Origin of the sequence: Fischerella muscicola PCC 7414 (assembly GCF_000317205.1) — a bacterium.
Taxonomy (GTDB): domain Bacteria; phylum Cyanobacteriota; class Cyanobacteriia; order Cyanobacteriales; family Nostocaceae; genus Fischerella; species Fischerella muscicola.
In genome coordinates this window covers 84,634-104,868 of the sequence record NZ_AJLK01000086.1, presented here as the reverse complement: position 1 = coordinate 104,868, position 20,235 = coordinate 84,634, and the positions used below count along the sequence as shown (strand labels likewise).

At 40.9% G+C, this 20,235-nt stretch carries 16 protein-coding genes, 1 tRNA gene and 1 pseudogene; 9 read left to right on the top strand and 9 right to left on the bottom strand.

Annotation, left to right across the window (positions count from 1 at the left end; all coding sequences use genetic code 11):
• Nucleotides 1-102 precede the first annotated feature (102 nt).
• Nucleotides 103-1,533, top strand: coding sequence for a hypothetical protein (locus tag UYI_RS0113115; protein ID WP_016867114.1), 1,431 nt, complete (start codon nt 103-105; stop codon nt 1,531-1,533).
• A 61-nt stretch (nt 1,534-1,594) separates the two neighbouring features.
• Here the strand turns inward: UYI_RS0113115 and UYI_RS0113110 are convergent, their stop codons facing one another.
• The 4 genes from UYI_RS0113110 to UYI_RS0113095 all read right to left on the bottom strand — a co-directional run bounded on the left by UYI_RS0113110 (nt 1,595) and on the right by UYI_RS0113095 (nt 5,953).
• On the bottom strand, nt 1,595-2,971 hold the full coding sequence (locus UYI_RS0113110) for a cytochrome P450 (protein WP_016867113.1): 1,377 nt from the start codon (nt 2,969-2,971) through the stop codon (nt 1,595-1,597).
• 66 nt (nt 2,972-3,037) lie between these two features.
• Nucleotides 3,038-4,408, bottom strand: coding sequence for a cytochrome P450 (locus UYI_RS0113105; protein WP_016867112.1), 1,371 nt, complete (start codon nt 4,406-4,408; stop codon nt 3,038-3,040).
• A 158-nt stretch (nt 4,409-4,566) separates the two neighbouring features.
• Nucleotides 4,567-4,854: a (2Fe-2S) ferredoxin domain-containing protein gene (locus tag UYI_RS0113100; protein WP_016867111.1), complete on the bottom strand. Its 288-nt coding sequence runs from the start codon at nt 4,852-4,854 to the stop codon at nt 4,567-4,569.
• A 124-nt stretch (nt 4,855-4,978) separates the two neighbouring features.
• On the bottom strand, nt 4,979-5,953 hold the full coding sequence (locus tag UYI_RS0113095; RefSeq protein ID WP_016867110.1) for a cysteine synthase A: 975 nt from the start codon (nt 5,951-5,953) through the stop codon (nt 4,979-4,981).
• A 210-nt stretch (nt 5,954-6,163) separates the two neighbouring features.
• On the opposite strand from UYI_RS0113095, the gene UYI_RS0113090 reads away from it, so the two are divergent.
• Nucleotides 6,164-6,922 (top strand): J domain-containing protein, encoded by a 759-nt coding sequence (locus UYI_RS0113090; protein ID WP_016867109.1) that lies wholly within the window; start codon nt 6,164-6,166, stop codon nt 6,920-6,922.
• 195 nt (nt 6,923-7,117) lie between these two features.
• On the opposite strand, the gene UYI_RS0113085 is transcribed toward UYI_RS0113090, so the two are convergent.
• On the bottom strand, nt 7,118-7,756 hold the full coding sequence (locus UYI_RS0113085; RefSeq protein WP_016867108.1) for a peroxiredoxin: 639 nt from the start codon (nt 7,754-7,756) through the stop codon (nt 7,118-7,120).
• 480 nt (nt 7,757-8,236) lie between these two features.
• Between UYI_RS0113085 and UYI_RS35770 the strand changes: the two are divergent.
• A pseudogene (locus tag UYI_RS35770) lies at nt 8,237-8,781 on the top strand (DUF3370 family protein); the annotation flags it as partial.
• 56 nt (nt 8,782-8,837) lie between these two features.
• Here UYI_RS35770 and UYI_RS0113070 read toward each other — a convergent pair.
• Nucleotides 8,838-9,167 carry a TMEM14 family protein gene (locus UYI_RS0113070; protein ID WP_016867107.1) on the bottom strand — a complete coding sequence of 110 codons (330 nt, stop codon included), beginning with the start codon at nt 9,165-9,167 and terminating at the stop codon, nt 8,838-8,840.
• Nucleotides 9,168-9,254: 87 nt separating this feature from the next.
• Between UYI_RS0113070 and UYI_RS0113065 the strand changes: the two genes are divergently transcribed.
• The 3 genes from UYI_RS0113065 to UYI_RS0113055 all read left to right on the top strand — a co-directional run bounded on the left by UYI_RS0113065 (nt 9,255) and on the right by UYI_RS0113055 (nt 13,462).
• Entirely contained in the window at nt 9,255-10,604 is a 1,350-nt protein-coding gene (locus tag UYI_RS0113065; protein WP_016867106.1) for an ATP-binding protein, read from the top strand.
• A 12-nt stretch (nt 10,605-10,616) separates the two neighbouring features.
• Nucleotides 10,617-11,894 (top strand): tellurite resistance TerB C-terminal domain-containing protein, encoded by a 1,278-nt coding sequence (locus tag UYI_RS0113060; protein ID WP_016867105.1) that lies wholly within the window; start codon nt 10,617-10,619, stop codon nt 11,892-11,894.
• Between the two features lie 242 nt (nt 11,895-12,136).
• Complete coding sequence (locus tag UYI_RS0113055; RefSeq protein ID WP_016867104.1) at nt 12,137-13,462, top strand: ATP-binding protein; 1,326 nt, start codon at nt 12,137-12,139, stop codon at nt 13,460-13,462.
• 229 nt (nt 13,463-13,691) lie between these two features.
• Here the strand turns inward: UYI_RS0113055 and UYI_RS0113050 are convergent, their stop codons facing one another.
• Nucleotides 13,692-14,819, bottom strand: coding sequence for a peptidylprolyl isomerase (locus tag UYI_RS0113050; protein WP_016867103.1), 1,128 nt, complete (start codon nt 14,817-14,819; stop codon nt 13,692-13,694).
• A gap of 384 nt (nt 14,820-15,203) precedes the next feature.
• On the opposite strand from UYI_RS0113050, the gene UYI_RS0113045 reads away from it, so the two are divergent.
• On the top strand, nt 15,204-15,551 hold the full coding sequence (locus UYI_RS0113045) for a YbaB/EbfC family nucleoid-associated protein (protein WP_016867102.1): 348 nt from the start codon (nt 15,204-15,206) through the stop codon (nt 15,549-15,551).
• A gap of 62 nt (nt 15,552-15,613) precedes the next feature.
• Nucleotides 15,614-16,123, top strand: coding sequence for a low molecular weight protein-tyrosine-phosphatase (locus UYI_RS0113040; RefSeq protein WP_180977269.1), 510 nt, complete (start codon nt 15,614-15,616; stop codon nt 16,121-16,123).
• A 166-nt stretch (nt 16,124-16,289) separates the two neighbouring features.
• On the opposite strand, the gene UYI_RS0113035 is transcribed toward UYI_RS0113040, so the two are convergent.
• Complete coding sequence (locus UYI_RS0113035) at nt 16,290-17,600, bottom strand: proton extrusion protein PcxA (RefSeq protein ID WP_016867100.1); 1,311 nt, start codon at nt 17,598-17,600, stop codon at nt 16,290-16,292.
• Between the two features lie 73 nt (nt 17,601-17,673).
• On the opposite strand from UYI_RS0113035, the gene UYI_RS0113030 reads away from it, so the two are divergent.
• Nucleotides 17,674-19,908, top strand: coding sequence for a hypothetical protein (locus UYI_RS0113030; RefSeq protein ID WP_016867099.1), 2,235 nt, complete (start codon nt 17,674-17,676; stop codon nt 19,906-19,908).
• A gap of 53 nt (nt 19,909-19,961) precedes the next feature.
• Here the strand turns inward: UYI_RS0113030 and UYI_RS0113025 are convergent.
• Nucleotides 19,962-20,033 (bottom strand) — tRNA-Thr (locus UYI_RS0113025).
• Between the last annotated feature and the right edge of the window lie 202 nt (nt 20,034-20,235).

Below are 20,235 nucleotides of genomic sequence, written 5' to 3'. Positions count from 1 at the left end.
AACAGGACGGGGTGAGGTGCTTTCAACTCATAAAGCAGAAGGGAACCCCACCTTCCCCCTTTACCGACTTCTTTAAGAAGTCTATTATGTTGGAGAACCCCGGTGACTTACAGGCAGGCTAATTTGACTAGTTACGCAACAACAAGCTCAGAACAACAACAACCACCACTACTGGGTTGGTTAGCAATTGTGGGGCTAGTGCTGGTTGTAGTAGCATCTACTTTCGCTGCTGGTGCGGCTGCTCGCCAAATTTATATTGTGGGTACTTTAGGTGTAGGGATTTTCCTGTATCTGCGGTATCCCCTCCTTTATATTGGCTTAGTTTGGTGGATGTGGTTTCTTACACCCTTTATTAGTCGCCTCATAGATTATCGCAGTGGTTTTGATGCCAGTCGCTTTATATTAGTATCACAATATTTAGTAACCCTCCTCACCTTACATACCACCTTAAAAAACCTGCCCCAATCTTCTCGTAAAGGTGGAATGCCCTTTGTACTAGCTTTTTTGGGTGTATTTTATGGCTTCTTAATCGGATTTGTTAAAACTACACCCTTCACCGCAGCTAGGGGTATGTTGGATTGGTTAACCCCGATTAGTTTTGCTTTCTTCATATTTATCAAGTGGCGAGAATATCCCCAGTACCGTCAAAGCATGATCCGTATATTTCTCTGGGGAGTTTTGGTGACAGGGATTTATGGCGTCTTCCAGTTTGTGACTGCTCCAGAGTGGGATCGATTTTGGCTAGAAAGCACAAAGCTGAAAAGTTTTGGAGATCCTGAACCTTTGAAAATTCGTGTTTGGAGTACGATGGCCTCGCCAGGGCCTTTTGCCAGCATGATGATGACAGGCTTGTTATTACTATTTACTAGCACTGAATTTATGCGTATTCCAGCCGCAGCAGCTGGTTACTTGGCGTTTCTGCTGACAATGGTGCGGACTTTATGGGGATGCTGGTTTGTAGGAGTCTTAACCCTGCTGTCTTCACTCAAACCAAAAATTCAAATGCGTCTGATGGTAACTGTTTTGGTTATGGCTATTTGTGTTGTGCCATTGACCACTATGGAACCATTCTCTGAAGCAATTGCTACCCGCTTAGAAACTCTTAGTAATCTCGAAAAAGACAACAGCGCTCAAGTCAGACAAGAGATTTATCGAGACGGTTTCACCAAAGCAATGACTAATATTCTGGGGAATGGCATCGGTAATACTTTCATTGTGAATGAAAAAGGTGTCTTAGAACCGATTGTCATTGATAGCGGTATTTTGGATATGTTTTTTACGCTGGGTTGGTTTGGCGCTATCTTTTATTTGGGTGGATTAATTTTGCTGTTGTTTCAGGTGTTTCAATTTACAGAACCAAGTTTTGATCCTTTTATGGCTGCTGCGCGTGCCATTGCTCTTGCTAGTTTTGCGACTCTCCCACTTGGTAGTGCGATGCTCGGAGTTTCTGGTATGATGCTTTGGGGATTTTTAGCTATTGTCTTGGCAGGACACAAGTATCATGTGAAGCAACGAAATCCTGGGATAAACTAATCGCCCCTAACAGTGAACAGTTATCAGTTAACAGTGATCAGTTATTGATCACTGTTAACTTTTAACTGATAGCTGGTTTAAGCATTTTACTTGTGGAGGAGTTTTTGTCTATCACTATCATCGGTACACCACCAGCAGGTGTGGTAGCAACACCACGACGAACGGGGTGTACAGGACGATGATCTACCAAATCTAGTTGCCAGTGTGACAAAATATTTGCCAAGACAAGCTTCATTTCAAACAGCGCAAAAGCCATACCTATACAGCGACGGCTACCACCCCCAAAGGGTAAATATTCGTAAGGTGAATATTGCCTTTCTAAAAAGCGTTCTGGTTGAAACTGCTTTGGTTGTGGATATGTATCGTCACGGTGGTGGACTAAATAAATACAAGGTGCGAAACACGTACCCGGCTCATAGTTGTAACCCATTAGCTGCAATGGTGATTTTAAAATGCGAGTAAAAGTAAACAAACCAATAGGGTATATACGTAGTGTTTCTTGACAAACTGCTGTGAGATAGGGTAGCTTAGCGACCTCGCTAGGGTCTGGATGAGTACCGATGCTTTCCAGTTCTTGTAAAAGTTTTTCCTTGACTGTCGGTTGCTTGTGAATCCAATACAATGCCCATGCTAAAGCAGAAGCGGTAGTTTCATGACCTGCCAACAGTAGTGTCATCAATTCGTCGCGCAATTGTTGATCTGTCATTGTTTGTCCAGATGCATCATGCGCCGACATCATTAAACTCAAGATATCTTCACTAGATGATTGGGATTGCTGGCGACGTTCTTGAATTTCTGCGTAGATAAGTTTGTCCACTTGCTCTCGCTGGCACAGAAAACGTCCCCAAGGACTCCAAGAACCCAAATCTTTTTGCAGTATCTTCAGAAACAAGAAACTCGATTTAATTGGTGAGTCAAAAGTATCGAGTATCTTGCTCAGAAGTCGCCGCAACTCCTCGAAACGTTGTCCTTCATCCACACCAAAAACGGCGCGGAGGATAACTCGCAGGGAAATTTCTTGCAGGATGGAACGGGCGACGAAAGTCTTACCGATAGTCCAGCGATCAGTAACTTTCTCGGTGATGTCACAAATTAACTGACCGTAAGTTCGCATTCTCTCCCCATGAAAAGGAGGAGTCAATAAACGTCGCTGGTTTTGATGGCGATCGCCATCCATTAATAACAGCGAGTAATCACCTACTAAAGGATGTAAAATCTGATTAGCTTGCCCAGCATCAAACAATTTAGAGTCAGCAGTCAAAATTTCTTGAATTGCCTGGGGATGACTCACAACAACTAATGGTGGAAACCCAGTTATCCGAGTTGTAAAGCAGTCTCCATAAAGCTTGGCATTTTCTTCTAGAGTTTCTAAAGGACGAAGCAGTATATTGATGAGTTGTACTAGGGGTGGTGTATGCGGGCCATCAGGGAGTTTCATAATAGCTTTTTAAAAAAGTTAAGATTTAGACAGTTTTACAACTGCCTAAACCTAAACTATCAAAGTTCATCCAGAAATAGCTTCTGGTATGCGAGACTCGACTTGACGCTGATTGCTCACAACCATTTGAATGGGGCGATCTGGCCCTGTTACCAAACCCCGACGCTTTGGTTTGACATCAGAGTTATCTAGCAATGCTAATTCTAAACGTGAAAGAATTGTTGCTAGTATTAATTTCATTTCAAATTGAGCAAAAGCCGCACCGATACAACGCTTTGCACCACCGCCAAATGGTAAAAATTCGTAGGGTGAAAACTGTCTCTCTAAAAAGCGTTCTGGTTTAAATTGCTTAGGCTGTGGGTATAAATCTTCACGTTGATGAGTGAGATAAATAGATCCCATCACTGCTGTACCTGGTTCGAGTTCGTATCCGCATAAAGATAGGGGTTGCTGAACTACACGGGCAAAAGTCAGCATTGCCACAGGGTAGATACGCAAGCTTTCGTTACACACAGCATTGAGATAGGGTAACTTTGAAATAGTATTAGAGTCAGAGCGATCGCTAACAGTATCAAGTTCTTGCAATAGCTTTTCGCGTACTGCTGGCAATTTGTGAATCCAATATAATGCCCAAGTCACGGCTGTAGCAGTAGTTTCGTGGCCTGCCACTAATAAAGTCATTAACTCATCACTTAACTCTGCATCGGTCATGGTTTGACCTGCTTCATCCTGTGCTGCAATCAATAAACTCAGCACATCTGTACGTGATGAGTCAGCTTGTTCTCGCCGTGCTTGAATTTCTTCCTGTAGAAGTTGATAAACTCGCGATCGCCGACGTAGGAAAGTACCCCAAGGAGTCAATGGGCCTAAATCTTTTTGCAAAGCCGGAAAATAAAGCATTAAAGTCCGTAAAGGCGAACTGCCACCGCGATTGAGTATTAAAGTCAAAAGTTCTTCTAATTCTTGGGCGCGGGGACTATCATACAGCCCAAACACTGCTTGCATGATGATCCGCATGGTAATTGCCTGCATGGCAGGATGGACAGTAAAAGGTCGGTCTATTTGCCATTGGCTAATAATTTCTTCTGTAACCTTGGTAATTACTTGGGCATAGGTTCGCATTCTCTCACCATGAAAAGGAGGCATCAATAACTGACGTTGACGCCGATGCACTTCACCAGTGACAGTAATTACAGAATGTTTACCAAGCAAAGATTCAAATAACGGTTCACCGGGGGCTGCAAACTCTTTAGTATCGCTAGTCAAAATCTGCTGTAGCGCTTGGGGATTGCTCACAAAAACTACAGGGCCTGTTAACTGTAATGTAAATATATCGCCATAATGCTGAGTACAGTCCTCCATATACTTCATAGGACTACTGATCCACTGGAGCATTTGTACTAGCTGAGGAGTTTTTGGACCGTTTGGTAGTTTCATACACTTTTTTGCTGCATTGCTGCTTTGTGCCATCTGCTATCAAGTGTAATAAATTCAGGGCTGATGCGAGTTTGGCATATTCAGGTGTATGAGCAAGCGATCGCAATATTTTTACCCCACTCGAACTCTGTTCGCTTGCGAGGAGGGAATAACTAAATTTATTGTTTTTGTTCCTGAGGATGAAACCGATGATAAAGCATCTTGGTGACAAGTTGATTACCCAACAAATGCTGTTCAACTATTAAAGGTACTTCACTAGGAAAAACGCCACTGTACCAAACCATATCTGGCAATACCAATACCATTGGCCCATTGCCGCATTGTCCCAAACAACTGCTACCCATTACCTTTACATCAGGGATAGATATAGCCTCAAAAGCCCTTAATACTTGGGCAGATCCTTGCTTACGACAAGTACGATTTTGGCAGACGCGAATACATTTCATTTTTGATAGTTGGTTGTTGATAGTTGATAGTTGTTTGTTGATAGTTGGTTGTTGATTGTTTCAAACCACTACTGTAGGGTAGCTGTGCTACCCTACCCACCAACCACCAACTACAAACCACTACCTATCCTGGTAAAAGTCCCTTTGATTGTAACCATTCACGGTTAAATATGCGTGACTGATAGCGGGAACCACTGTCACACAAAATGGTAACTATGGTATGTCCTGGCCCCATCTGTTTTGCTAAGGCGACAGCTGCGGCTACATTGATACCTGTAGAACCACCCATAAATAAACCATCTTTTCGCAGCAGTTGATAAACTACCTGTAGGGCTTCTTGGTCATGGATTTGAATGGCATCATCAGCTGGTGCGCCTTCCATGTTAGCGGTGATGCGACTATTACCAATACCTTCTGTGATGGAATTACCTTCCATCTTGATTTCGCCAGTTTTGATATAGCTGTAAAGTCCGCTACCCATCGGATCAGCAACTACACATTTAATATCTGGATTTTTTTCCTTGAGAAACAGAGAGACACCTGCATAAGTGCCACCAGTTCCAGTTGCTGCTACCCAGCCGTCTATTCTACCGTCTGTTTGTGTCCAAATTTCTGGGCCTGTGGTTTCGTAGTGGGCACGACGGTTGGCTAAGTTATCAAACTGATTCGCCCAAATGGCATTTTCCATTTCACTGGCGACTCTACCAGATAACTTGACATAGTTATTGGGGTCTTTATAAGGTACAGCAGGGACGGGACGAACTTCTGCACCTAATGCCCTCAAAGCATCCATTTTTTCTTGAGACTGGGTATCAGGAATGATAATTAGGCATTTGTAGCCTTTGGCATTACATATGTGTGCTAATCCAATACCAGTATTGCCTGCTGTTCCTTCTACAACTGTGCCGCCAGGTTTCAGTAAGCCTTTTTCTTCTGCATCTTGAATAATATAAAGTGCAGCGCGGTCTTTCACAGAACCACCAGGATTGAGAAATTCGGCCTTACCCAGAATTTCACAGCCAGTTTCTTCACAAAAGCTATTGAGCCGAATCAGTGGCGTGTTGCCAACGGTGCCTACAAAGCCATTTTTAATATCCATATGTGAGTTTACCTGAGTTCTTCCTTATAAAAATTTTTACTTATAGTGGTGCTGCTTCTCAGATAGATTCTTTATTTCTGCTAAGTACTTCTGGCTTCTAATCTGGAATTTAAATACAAGCTGTTGAATCTACGTTCAGAAATAAACTGCAAACACAAGTAGTAATTGCACTGTTGACTTAGTTATTTTTTCGAGAAATTAGGTGCCTGGTTGAGTTTAGAAAATTTAAGAGAAAAATATCAAGCTGATGGGGCGATCGCTTTAGCTGATTATGAGAAAAAAGCTGAACAAGTGATTAAATTTACACAGGAATCAGAACCACAAGAAGTAACTCAAAAACGTCAAAAATTACAAGATTGGCAAAATAGCTTAAACCAGTTAAATCGAGAATTAGAAAAGACTTTGGGAATTTCTATCCCTCGTGAATTAGAAGTAGAAATACCAACAGCAAAAGCAAGACAATCAGTATATAGTTTTTCAGGAGCAGGTATCAAAGAGGATGTGGGGACACATCGACAAACACAGACAAGAAAACAGGAAAATACAACTCAACAAACAAAAACCAGAAATTCCTCTGCATCTGTTCCACCTCCACCCAAACCAGAAGACTTAGAGGCAAAATTTCGTGCTTGGGAACTGGATCAAGAAATAGCGCAAATGAAAGCCGAAATGCGATCGCCTAATTCTCAAACTAGCAAACAACAGCATCAAAATCAAAGTCAACAAGCACCTCATCAACCTAAAACCCAAGCGGAAAAAGATAAAATCACTCGCGCTTACACTAGTTTAGGATTACAACCGAGTGCTTCCTTAGTCGAAATAAAGCAGGCTTATAAAACTTTAGTCAAAAAATGGCATCCAGACTTGTTTGTAGACAAACCACAATTGCAACAACAAGCACAAGAAAAAATGCGATTGATTAACGAAGCTTACAAAATCTTATCAGAAATTACGCCTAATGTGAATTAGTTTTTAAAGTCGTAAACGCGCAAGCGACTTCCCACAGGGTAGACAGTGCAAGGCGTAGACAACACAAAGCCAACGCCAAAAACATCTGTGTTCCATGAGTGTTCCATGAGTGTTCGTTAAACAAACTCAAACTCTGAACACTTGGCAAAAAACCCCGCCTTCCTTGAAAAGGCGAGGTTCTTTCACTCAGTCCAATTATTTATTTGGCTGAGGAGTCATCCGCAAATAAGGCTTAATTTCCTGATAACCTTTGGGGAACTTTTCCTTCAATACTTCTGGATCTTTGAGTGAAGGAACAATTACGCAATCATCACCATCTTTCCAGTCAGCTGGAGTGGCGACGCTGTAGTTATCAGTTAGTTGCAGCGAATCAATCACTCGCAAAATTTCATCAAAATTGCGCCCAGTGCTGGGAGGATAAGTCAGGGTAAGACGCAACTTCTTATTCGGATCAATGATAAATACCGTCCGTACCGTCACGCTAGCGTTGGCGTTGGGGTGAATCATATCGTAAAGATCAGAAACTTTACGATCAGCATCTGCCAGAATTGGGTAGTTTAGTTTAGTGTTCTGTGTTTCTTCGATGTCTCCTACCCAGCCTGTGTGGGACTCAACATCATCAACACTCAGGGCGATTACTTTCACATTGCGCTTATCAAATTCTGGTTTGAGTTTGGCAACGGTTCCTAACTCAGTCGTGCAAACTGGTGTATAGTCTGCGGGGTGGGAGAACAGCACTACCCAGCTGTCACCGGCCCACTCATAAAAGTCAATATCGCCATCTGTGGAGGCTTGGGTAAAGTTCGGTACTGTATCACCTAGACGGAGAGCCATGCTTGATTCCCTAGTGGATAAAAAAGGATACGTATTCTATTTTGCCATGATGACATAGAACACCGGTTCTCCGATAGAGCTATTGTTGTTCGCAACAAAATTTTAGGTAACTAAATTTTTATTTAGTCAATTGTTAAGTATAAACGTAAGTAATTTTAAAGTCCTGAATAGTCTCTGAGGAGATAAAAATTTAATACCAAGTAATACTAATTCTTGAAAATCTTACTACACATTTTTAATCCGCATCACCGTATCTAGTACTCAACCACATCAACTTTGATCTGCTGTGAGATCCCCGACTTTTTCAAAAAGTCGGGGATCTGGCTGCTCGCAACTCTAGTAGCCTATGCTTGTAAGAATAGCGATCGCTAGGCGAAATATATTTTTTGGAAACTGTAGTTATAACTAGTTATCTTGGACACCACAGTTTCCTGAAGTTTAACACCAATGTCAATTCAGCCTCAACATAAATTTTCCAAACCTATACTTTATTTAGAAAGACCTGTAAATGGTCGTTCTAGTTTTATGCGGCTGCGGAGTAGTAATAAAATATACGCAGCTAGCTTAGCAATGTTTGCCAAGAAAAATCCTGATGGTAGCGATCGCGCCCCAACCCTCGCCGAATGGCAAGCTTTGCTAAATAACGGTAATTTTGCTGGCCCAAGAGATAAAACACCTACGCCTCCCAACACTACAATGGGCCAGCTAATTTATGGACGTGTCGCTGCCTCACTCTAGAAACGCCTCTCAAAGAAGATAAGTTATCACAAGGCGCTTTGCGTTTCCGCAAACCATCTCTAGATTTTCCCTTCTTCCGTGGTACGGTGCGCTTAAAGTACACCGATGACCAAGGAAAATCACAGACTCGCTACGTGCATTTATGGCACAGAACTGCTCAAGTTTTAGACCCATTAGTCAAGTTAAAAATGCCAGCTAACACTCGTCGGATGGTGCAGGTAGATTTGATTTATCCACCAGACTCTACACCACCACAGGTATTAACGGTGAAAACCCTGAATCAGTGAACAGTTATCAGTTACCAGTGATCACAACTTACTGATAACTGATAACTGACTATCTCCTACCTAGTTGATGCCATAATTTGAAATTGATTTACAATCAGGGCTAATGTCAACATACCTAAAATTGTCATCAACCCCGCAGGCATAAACTTACGCGTTTTAGCTAGCCTAAAAGCAAAAACAACTATTAATATAGCTGTAACAATAGCTGCTAAAGTCAAACCCCACCTTTGACCTTGAAGTTGTATAAAAGCCGAAAATATGAGTAGTAAGCCACTGATACTACCACTAAAAAGTGAAACATTACTACCAGCTGTTATGTAACCCAAAAAACCACCCAATATGGACAAGATGCCGTAAGCAAGGGCGGCAACAATACCTAAATTCATTGTTACAACCTATGTAGATTTTGATTTTCCTACAAGCCTCGGCAGACAATTTAGCATAGCTGTTTAGCCAAATAACCCAATTGATTGATGGATAATCAAGTGATGCCTACGGCAAGTAATTCGTCTTACGCAAAGGTTCAATTTCTCCAACGCCAAGCAGCTTCTGTTTTACTCTACCAATCTGTCCTACAAACAGAAGTAGGTATGGCATTTCTTGATCTGTTGCAAGCTATTCGTTACAGTGAAGCGGATGCTAGGAGTTGCCTGCAAGCTTATGGCAGTTACTTTAGAGCCTTAGCGATAAAAAATCAAAACTGGGAAGAATATCTGATTACTCAAATTCTCAAAGCTGAGAATCCTTTTACAAAACAAGCTCAACAGCAAGAGTTTGAGAATTTGCCGATCGCTTTGGTCGCAGCAGCAAAACATGATTTACTAGCACTACAACATTTGTATGAATGTAGCAGCGCTGTTTTGAGTGAATGGGTACAGAATATCGCTCATTTACCTGTCTCACCCATAGTCTGGTATCTAGAACAGGCTGGTACAGCAAGTGTAGAAACGCAATTTATTACTTATCTACAACAGTTAGAAAATTGGGCAGATGCTGTAGAAGATTTGGCGGCATACTATCGTCAGTATGGCACGGGTTTGTTTGCCCAGTACAAGGCCCTACGTTGGCAAAATGGGCAGTTTTTGGGGATACCTTATCCCGATCCAGTTAAATTAAGCGAACTTGTGGGTTATGAGTCGCAAAAAGAAGCTTTGTTGAAAAATACAGAATTTTTATTGTCAGGACAGGTAGCACTGCACGTATTACTATATGGTAGTCGTGGTTCTGGTAAATCCTCTTTAGTTAAAGCTTTACTGAATGAGTATGGAGAACGTAACCTGCGATTGGTGGAAGTGGCAAAATCTCAACTGCAAGATTTGCCAGTGATCGTGGAACATTTACGAGGAGAAACACAAAAATTTATTATCTTTGTTGATGATCTTTCCTTTGAGGAAGATGATGATGCTTTTAAGGCTTTAAAAGTAGTGTTAGAAGGGAATTTAACGGCACGTCCCCAAAATATCGTGGTGTATGCGACTTCTAACCGTCGCCACTTAGTACGGGAGTTTTTCGCTGATCGACCTGCTCCCCGCGATCATGATGAAGTTCATGCCTGGGATACAATGCAGGAAAAACTTTCCTTTAGCGATCGCTTTGGTCTGACACTCACTTTTGAGGGAGCTGATCAGAAAACTTATTTAAAAATTATCCGGCATCTTGCAGATTTAGCAGGAATTAATATCAGTCAGTCAGATTTAGAATACAAAGCTTTACAATGGGCAACTCGTCATAATGGTCGTTCTGGAAGAACAGCACGACAATTTGTAGATTTTTTGAAAGCAGAGATGACTGTTAGCGCACTCCAAGTTAAAAGTAAAAAATAAAGATAAAGAAAAATGCTCAAAACCAGCAATATGCAATCAGCAATAGTAAGCAATCGACTTATTCTCGGTGTAGTTGCCTTTGGTGCGAGTTTTGGTCTTGGTTTAGTCTTTAGTTGGGATCTCAAAAACGCCTTTCTCACAGGCATCATCACCATATTTTCCACTTATCTCGCGGCCTTATTTATAGATAAGCGACGCCGAGCTAGTGAAATGCTAGTTCTCGATTCTCTCCACAGACGTATTAAAGAATTAGAGGGTTTGAAATCTCGTGTAGTTGCAGAGGTAAATCAACTAGAGTCTCATCACTCCTTATTGTATCAAGAATCTAATAAATTACAAAATCAAATAATTGAACGCCGAAATCAAAGAGATAGTCTTAACCGCGAGTTAAGCAGTTACATTATCGAAAAAAAACAGTTGGAAGCACAAATCAATCAATTGCAGAATGAAATTCAAGAATTAGAAAAAGCAAAATTAGAACATAATAATTCTTTGTCTGCTATTAATGCCGAAAAACGTCGCTTGGAATTGAATTGTAGTGTATCTAAGGCTGAAATAAACCAGTTAAATAATCAACTGTGTGAACTGTTGCAGCAAAGGCAAGATTTAGAAAGCAATTTAACTCTTCTAGAAAGACTTAAACCCCAACTAGAAGAAAAATTATATGAAATGAGACTTCAAGTACAAGAACTAGAAGCAGCAAATCAGCAACAAAATCAATTACTGACAGACAAAAAGCTAGAAGCAGAAAATATAGAAATTAATCTAAATTCCTTAAAAGCAGAAGTAGCAGAACAGCAAAACAAAATTCAACAATTGCAAAGTCAAATTTCCTTATTACAAGATGAGCGCGATCATTTACAAAGCCAAGTATGGGAATTATTACAACAGATAGAAAATTTAGATTCAAATAACGTATTAGCAAAGAATCAGGAGGAAGATGTAGATGTATTTCCTTTTGCTGATTTACTGGACACAGTAAACGATGTAGATGTATCAAACGATTCAGAGGAATTTTCCTCAGAATGGACTGACTTTATCGATAAAATATCTGATTGCGAAATACAAGTATTAAAAGCGATTATAGAAGATGAGAATCCTAATGGTGCTATAAAAAAAATAGCTGAAGCTAATATCACTATGCCTAATTTATTAATTGATTCTATCAATGAAAAGGCTAATAACACTATTGGTGAATTGCTCATCGATCCAAATGCGGCAATTCCAGAGATTTATCCAGAATATCAAAGTGACGTGAAAAGAGCGATCGCAACTTACAAAACCACTTAGTTACAGCGAGTATTCAGGAATCACAAGTCAAAATTCAGAAGCAAAATTTGCTCTATGCCTGGCTTTTAAACCTAAGCATTGTTCTTAACTTAGTTGCAACGTGTGGTATTGAGGTTATTATTTAGTTCTTTCCCCTACACCCCTATACCCTTATCCCCATACACCCTTATTTCTTGACGTTACTCCCCATGAAAGCAAAGCTCACCTTCGAGCTAAAATACATGGAGGTGAGGTGAATTTACATGGCAAAGCTCAAAATCTCGAAAAAAGTCTCCACTGCTATCATCAATTCTCTTGGTGCGGGGGTTGTACCAAGGGTAGGACTAGAACATATAGCAGTAGGCCGGGAAAAAGAACTACAAAGCCTATTACAAAACCTCAATGACATTGCAGAAGGGGTAGCAGCTTTTCGCTTCATAATTGGGAATTATGGTTCAGGTAAAAGCTTCATGCTACAGTTACTTCGCAATCATGCTATGGAGCAAGGTTTTGTAGTCACCGATGCTGACTTATGTTCCGAACGTCGACTCGCAGGAACCAACAACGAAGGTTTAGCAACTTATCGAGAATTAATGAGTCGCCTCGCTACAAAAACTCGTCCTGATGGCGGTGCTTTAGTAGCAATTTTAGAGGGATGGATTAATAAAATTCAACAAGAAGTTGCCAAAGAAACTGGAATGCGTCCTAATGATGATAGTTTTGATGATCAAGTAGAAGAGAAAATTAGGGAAGTAATTAAGTATATAGAAGACTTAGTTCACGGTTTTGATTTTGGCAACGTAATCATTGCTTATTGGCGCAGTTACCGTCTAGATGATGATGATTTGAAAAATGCTGCATTGCGTTGGCTGCGAGGAGAATATAGCACCAAAACAGAAGCCAAAGCAGCTTTAGGAGTACGAGTAATTATTGATGATGATAGTTGGTATGACTACATTAAGTTAATAGCAAAATTTACTGCTGAAATTGGCTACAAAGGACTTTTAGTGTTGTTGGATGAAGCCGCAAATTTATATCAAATTCCCACTACTGTAACTCGCGAAAAAAATTACAACAGGTTGCTCGGAATATTCAACGACACCATGCAGTGCAAAGCTGAACACTTAGGTATATTTATAGGCGGAACAACAAAATTTTTAGAAGATCCAAATCGCGGACTATTTGCAGATCCAGCTTGGCGAAGACGTACAAAAGAAAGTCGTTTTGTCACTCAAGCTGGCGTACAAGAATTTTTAGGCCCTGTAATGCGGCTCAATCCCTTAAGCCAAGAAGAAATTCTTTTACTTTTGCAAAGAATAACAGAAATTCACGCCCTGAATTTTGGTTATACACAGACTTTAAAAACTGCTGATCTAAAAGAATTTGTACAAGAAATAGTCAATCGCTTAGGTGCAGCAGCATTACTAACTCCAGGCGAAATTGTTCGGGACTTTATTAGTGTATTGAATATTCTTTATCAAAATCCCGGCAAGTCTTTCCATGAATTAATTCATGGTAATGAATTTAAACCTACTGTTGTGGGTAAAGACAGCGATATAGATGATGACGTTGCAGAATTTAGTCTGTAATTTATACGTAGTGTGAATTAGCAAAGATTGGTAATGGGTAATGGGTAAAAAACAGCAATCACTAATCACCTATGACCAAAACTATCTGTGTTCCATGAGTGTTCCATGAGTGTTCGTTTTCTAAAACACTATATTTGTCAAGGCATTAATTCACATTAGACAAATTTTAAGGTGGGCAATGCCCACCCTACAGAAAAAACTTACTCAAATCCACAGAAAACAATTGTTATTATGCTTCCTTTGGCTCTACTAAATTTTCTGCACCTTTGATGACTCTTGCTGATTCAATTTTGTCACCTGCTTTTATTTCCCGTAAAACATCTTTTCCTTCGACGACATAACCAAAAACAGTGTAACGACCATCTAACAAATTACGTCCAGCAGGAGTAAGTTCTGGTTCATAAAGGAAGAAGAAAAATTGTGAAGAACCGCCGTTATTGTCACTTTCAGGACGAGCCATAGCCACTGCACCATAGGCAGAAAATGGCAGCACAGGTAAATCAGTGTAACGACCTGCTTGTTCTGATGTAATACCGTAGGTTGGTTCTTTGTCACCTTCAAAAAGAATTTCTAAAGGAATGGCACGGTATTTGTTAGTTTTGGGGTCAATAAAACCTACTTCTTTACCTGGTGGATCACCTGTTTGCACAACGTAAGATTCTTCTGCACGGGTGAAGGGTAAGCCATCATAAAAACCCCGTTGTACCAAATCAACAAAATTCCCGGCAGTCACAGGGGCACTATAACCGTCCACTACAAGAGTAATAGTACCCTTTGTAGTTTTCATTTCTACGGTGGCACGACCTTTGAGTTGCGGTAAATTGCTATATTCTTTGGGAACTTCAAAGGGGAATCCCTGCACCATCAAATCTTCTAAGTCACCGACGAGATTTAATAGATCGGCTCGTTTTGTTAAAATTTGTTCTTTGTCTTTGGTTTTAGCCGCTTCTTCCAGGCTAGTTACACCTGATTTCAACTCAGAAATCAAAGCTTCAGCTTGGGGTTTGTTGGCTTCTGGTACACTAGCCAAAATTTGGGCAGGATTGTTGAGAATCCGTGATGCTTTGCTGAGGTCTTTGGAAACAGCACCCCAACGTCGATTAGCCCGTAGTTGGTTAGATATATCTTCCAAGCTGCCTTGCAGTTCCCGCACAGGCTTATTATCTATTGGTAATGCATAGCGCAACAGCGCTTTACCGTCAGTAATTGCATTTCCTGCTGGTAGTCCAGCACTACTGGAGGGAGTCCACCCAGCTGTACTTACCCCAAAAAAGAGCGTTATCAACAGGAGTGTAATGAGAGTATTCTTCAACCGAGATTTTAATAACTTGAACATGGGATGGTTCAAACGTAGCATCAATTTCTTGACTAAAACAATTCGGAAATGGGAATTCGCGCTTCCTGGACTTAACCATCAATAATCTTCCCACAGTAAAGGAAACATCTGTGAGAGACAGAAGGCATGAAAAAACCTCACCCCGGCTACGCCACCCCTCTTTGCGGGTTCGGAGAGGGGCTGTTATTGTGAGGTTACTTTCAAGGCAGGAGGCAGAAGATAAAAATTTATACTTATTGCTTATTCCTTAATTCCTTCACCCTTCATCCCTCATTCTTGATTAATTATTGACAAAATTTTGAGAATGGGATATTTGAGAGTAAAAATAGGTAAATGACACACCGCATCTATAATTGAATTTGTTGAAATCGACTTGTTAATCAAAACACAGGTGGACAATCTCATATGACAGGTAAAGGACAGGGATTTGGCTTTGGCTTAGGAAAAATGAAAGAACTGGCTGAAGCTTTTAAGAAAGCTCAGCAGGTGCAAGAAGGAGCAAAGCGACTTCAGGAAGAACTGGAGCAAATGGAAATTGAAGGTGAAGCTGGCAGTGGTTTAGTGAAGGTAATAGTTAGTGGCAACCAAGAGCCTAAACGGGTAGAAATTTCCCCTGATGCCCTCAATGAAGGCGCAGAGGTACTTTCTGATCTGGTAACTGCGGCAATGAAAGATGCTTACAACAAATCCACAGCAACAATGCGGGAACGCATGGAAGACTTGACAAGTGGATTGGAACTTCCTGGGTTCTAGATTTATGGTCATTTGTCGTTTGTCTTATCCTAATGACAAAGGACAAAGGACTAAAAATTTCTATGCCTTACAAACTTTTGTTTGTCTGCCTGGGAAATATCTGCCGATCGCCTGCGGCAGAAAATATCATGAATTACTTGATCGAGCAGAACGGGTTGAGCGAGTCTTTTACACAGATGTCAGGCGATCGCATTATCTGTGACTCTGCTGGCACATCTAGTTATCACATCGGTAGCCCACCTGATCGACGCATGAGTGCTGCGGCACTTCAAAAGCTAGGAATCAAACTCCGTGGTCGTGCCCGTCAGTTTCAAAAGTCAGACTTTCAAGACTTTGATTTGATCTTAGCTATGGATCGAGAAAATTATGAGGATATAGTGTCTGTTGATCCAACTGGGCAATATCACCACAAAGTGCGTTTGATGTGTGACTTTTGTTCTCGGCATACTCTTAAAGAAGTTCCAGATCCCTACTATGGTGGTTCAGAGGGCTTCAATCAGGTGATCGAACTACTCCTTGATGCTTGTGAAGGTTTACTGCAATACGTTTTTAATGAAGGAGGCAGGAGGTAAGAGGCTTTACCGTTTTCGCCCCATATTTTTTCATCTAGACAAGACTTATCGTCCTCACAACAAGGAAACAAGGGTTACTGTAAGGATTACAAAGTAGTTTTTTTGTTTGTTGTTTGGTGTTTGGTTCTGAAATTCCAATCAACAAACAACAACTAACCACCAACAACTACTCGTTCATATTGCGGTAGGTAGCAACTGCTGAAGGTGAAATACGATTCAAGTAGCGGAAAATCCAGTATTTGAAGATAGTGTCTAAGATAACTGGAAAAGTAGCAATAAATAAGAAGATAAAATCATGATTTGCTGGTAATCCCCAATGACGTGATACTCCTTCTAAAATAACTTCCCAACCATGAGGAGAGTGAAATCCTACAAACATGTCTGTAAACAAAATGATGATAAATGCTTTGGCGCTATCACTCAAGCCATAAACAATATTATCAAAGAAACCTTTGAGAACAGTGATTTCTCTTTTACTGGTTAGTAAAAGAAATACAAATGCAATTACAGATAAAATATCAGCAAAAACATTTTTGACAGCATTGGCACTTTCTTGACGAAATTCTCCAGCAATTTCTTCTGCCTTTTCCCTGATCTGGGCTTCTATCTTTTCTATGGGAACACTAACATTACTCAACAGATTTTCAAACTTAATTTTTTCTTCAAATCTCTGTAACTCTAGCAGTGCTTCTTCTTCCATTTCTTCATTCAGGAAGATAACCGCTTGCTCAGGATTTCTAAAATGGTCAATAATTGGCCCAATAACAAAAGCTTTTGATAATTGATGAGTTAGAATCGGTACGATTATTAACAGTAATATAAATCTAACAGAGATGATAGTTCTTTTTTGAGCAGTACGAAAATTTTGAACAACATTCTGCTCTGCTTGCGGGTCTAATTCTGCTTGTAGACGATTGATAGTATTAAATATTGAACGAGGCAATACACCAGTTGTATCGGTTTTACTCCGTGGTTCTTTATCTAAGTTTCTTCGAGAAATATTTTGTTGTTTTGGTTGAAGCACAAGAGATTCAACTGGGACATTGATAGGTTTGGAAACACGATCTTGGGGGTCAAGTTCTTCCTCAAAAAATGTGTATTTTCCTATGACTCCATCGATAAATCTGAGCTTGTCTATGATTACTGAAGGATTGAGAGGCTCGATACCTAGTTTTCTTAATGCCTTTTGATTTGCATCACTTAAGAAAAAACGGCTGGCTTTAAATTCTGTTAGCCGCATCCTAATAATTTTTAATTCTTTTTTGAGATCTGCCTGAAAATAATCAATAACGTTGCTGCTGTATGTAGTTGAATTAGAGTCTATTTTGTTACCATTAAAATGCTCATTTTCTATTTTTTGAATTTTGAGGGCAGCTTCATACGCTTTATTCAATGAACGTTCTGGTGTCCGCAAGTACAATTCGTATGCCGCCAGCAAAAAAGAGTATATTTTTTGACCGAAACCTGAGTTATTCATCTTAGGCAATCATCCAGCCTGTTTTGGTGTTTTTAACCTTAATTTAACGTACGAGGTATCTTAACAAATTCACATGAAGACAGTTGTGTTTTCTCATTCTGTTTGGATTGTTGGTATGAGTCGCAGTGGCAAAACTGCTCGGTTGGTAGAACAGTTTGCTCGCTGGATGCAAGATGAAAATTGCTACCATGAATCATTTTATACTAAAAAAATTAGAGTCAAAAGTGGCGATCACTTACCAAAACGTCTATATCCTTACCAAAAAGAAGGAACGGTTTTAATTTTGGCTGCTAATGACGATAATCGGCGAGAATTAGCAGATAAAATTGTTACGGCAAGCAGAGGACAATATCCAGTACGATGTAAAACTCCTTTGGGTTTTTTTCAGGATGAAGTAATTTTATTTTGGCCTTTATTGGTTCAATCTTTAAAGCTAAAGGCACAATTTCCTGTGAGATTGCGTCCAGAAACCGAACAGGAATTGGCAACTAGACTCTGGCGTCCGCAGTTAGATGAGGAGATTTTGCGTCGTGCAGGCACTAATGAGTACCGTTTAGTACGTCGCATCCTCGACTTATTACAATTGGCAGCTTACAGTGGCACACCAGTAGAAGATATTGGCAGGGTTTTAGCAGTAGCCCTAGCACCAGAAGATAGTGTCACGAATTTAGAACCAGAATTTTTATCGTCTTTGTTGCTAGATTGGCGTAACTGGTGTTTGGAACGAGGCTTACTTTCCTACGGAATCATCACAGAACTTTACAATCAATACTTGTTAACCGACCCAAATTACCAGCAAAGACTCAGACAACGCTATCAGGGAATATTGGCGGATGATGTGCAAGATTACCCAGCTGTGGCGCGTCACTTGTTTGAGCTGCTTTTAGATGATGGGGCAGTAGGAGCGTTTACCTACAATCCTGATGGGGTAGTGCGTCTAGGTTTGGGTGCAGACCCCAATTATATGCAAGAGTTAGCAGCATACTGTCAGCAAGAAACCTTAACTGGCTCACCTCACAATAGCTTGGCACAGAGACTGACAACACCAATGCTAGAAATCCTCACAGAACCAATGACGCTATTGAGCTTACCGGAAGTAGTGCAATCGATTCAAGCTACATCCCGCGCTCAATTGTTGCGACAAACAGCAGAAGTGATTGTAGAGGCGATTAAACAAGGGCAAGTGGAACCAGATCAAGTAGCAGTAATTGCCCCCGGTTTGGATGCGATCGCTCGCTATACTCTCACAGAAATTCTCACTAAGCAAGGTATTGCACTAGAATCACTCAATGATCAACGCCCTCTCATCGCTTCCCCTGTCATCCGGGCTTTACTTACTGTTTTGGCTTTAGTGTATCCAGGATTAGGGCGTTTGGTAGATCGGGATGCTGTAGCAGAAATGTTGGTGGTGTTGAGTAGGGGCGATGGGGAGATGAGGAGAACCGGAGATGGGGAGAAAGATTTCGCCCCAACAACCTATCAACCTAAAATAGATCCGGTACGTGCTGGTTTAATTGCAGATTACTGTTTTCAACCCCATCCAGAACACCCAAATTTATTGCCTGTGACAGCGTTTGATCGTTGGGATCGACTTGGTTATGCAGCGACTACAGCCTACAGTGAGATTTTAAAGTGGCTAGAGGAACAGCGATCGCAACAGGAATTACGTCTAATCCCCAGTCCGATTTCTTTGTTGGATAGGGCTATTCAGCGCTTTTTGTGGGATGGCAGCAATCTTGCTTACGATCAACTGGCAGCACTGCGGGAATTACTGGAAACTGCCCAACATTATTGGGAAATTGATACGAGACTGCGGCAGATTCCCCAAGCTGAAGAAGCGGGGAAAAATAAAACATCGCTTCTCACCTTCACCGCATCATCTCCTCAAGCTACAATAGCCGAATTTATTCAATTACTCCAGCGCGGCACAATCACTGCTAACCCTTACCCCATGCGTCCGATGGGAGCAGCAGCTAAGGCTGTAACTTTAGCTACTATCTTCCAATATCGATCAAGTCGGCGTTCTCATCGCTGGCATTTCTGGTTAGATGCGAGTTCACCACTGTGGGCCAAGGGTGGTGCAGCAACTTTGTTTGGTGCGCCTTTGTTTCTGCGAGAGAGGTTAGGTGAACCTTGGACAGCAGAAGATGAACAATTAGCTGAAGAACAACGCCTACGTAGGATTTTGGCAGATTTGCTCTCCCGTGTGTCCCAAAGAGTTTACTTGTGTCACAGTGATTTAGCTGTGAATGGACAAGAGCAATTAGGCCCGTTGTTACCTTTGGTAAATGCTTGTGTAGCTTGGTAAATGCTTGTGTAGCGGTGGTTTCTGAGCCAGTGGTGACACAAAATGTTTCCTAAAGCCAGCAGTCGGATTTGAACCGACGACCTTCCGATTACAAGTCGGATGCACTACCACTGTGCTATGCTGGCATGGCTTGGATGAGGTGATTGACCTCAAGCATTGCACTAATTTCTGATTATACCATAAGCTATTTAACTGTCAACTATCAACTTTATGGGGGTAGGATGATGATTGACTTAGCTTGGTTACTCAAGTTTATGTCCAAAGAACGATGAAATTTTCCGAAAATAGTGGTGCTTTTCAATGATGAAATTGATAAACAAATCTAAC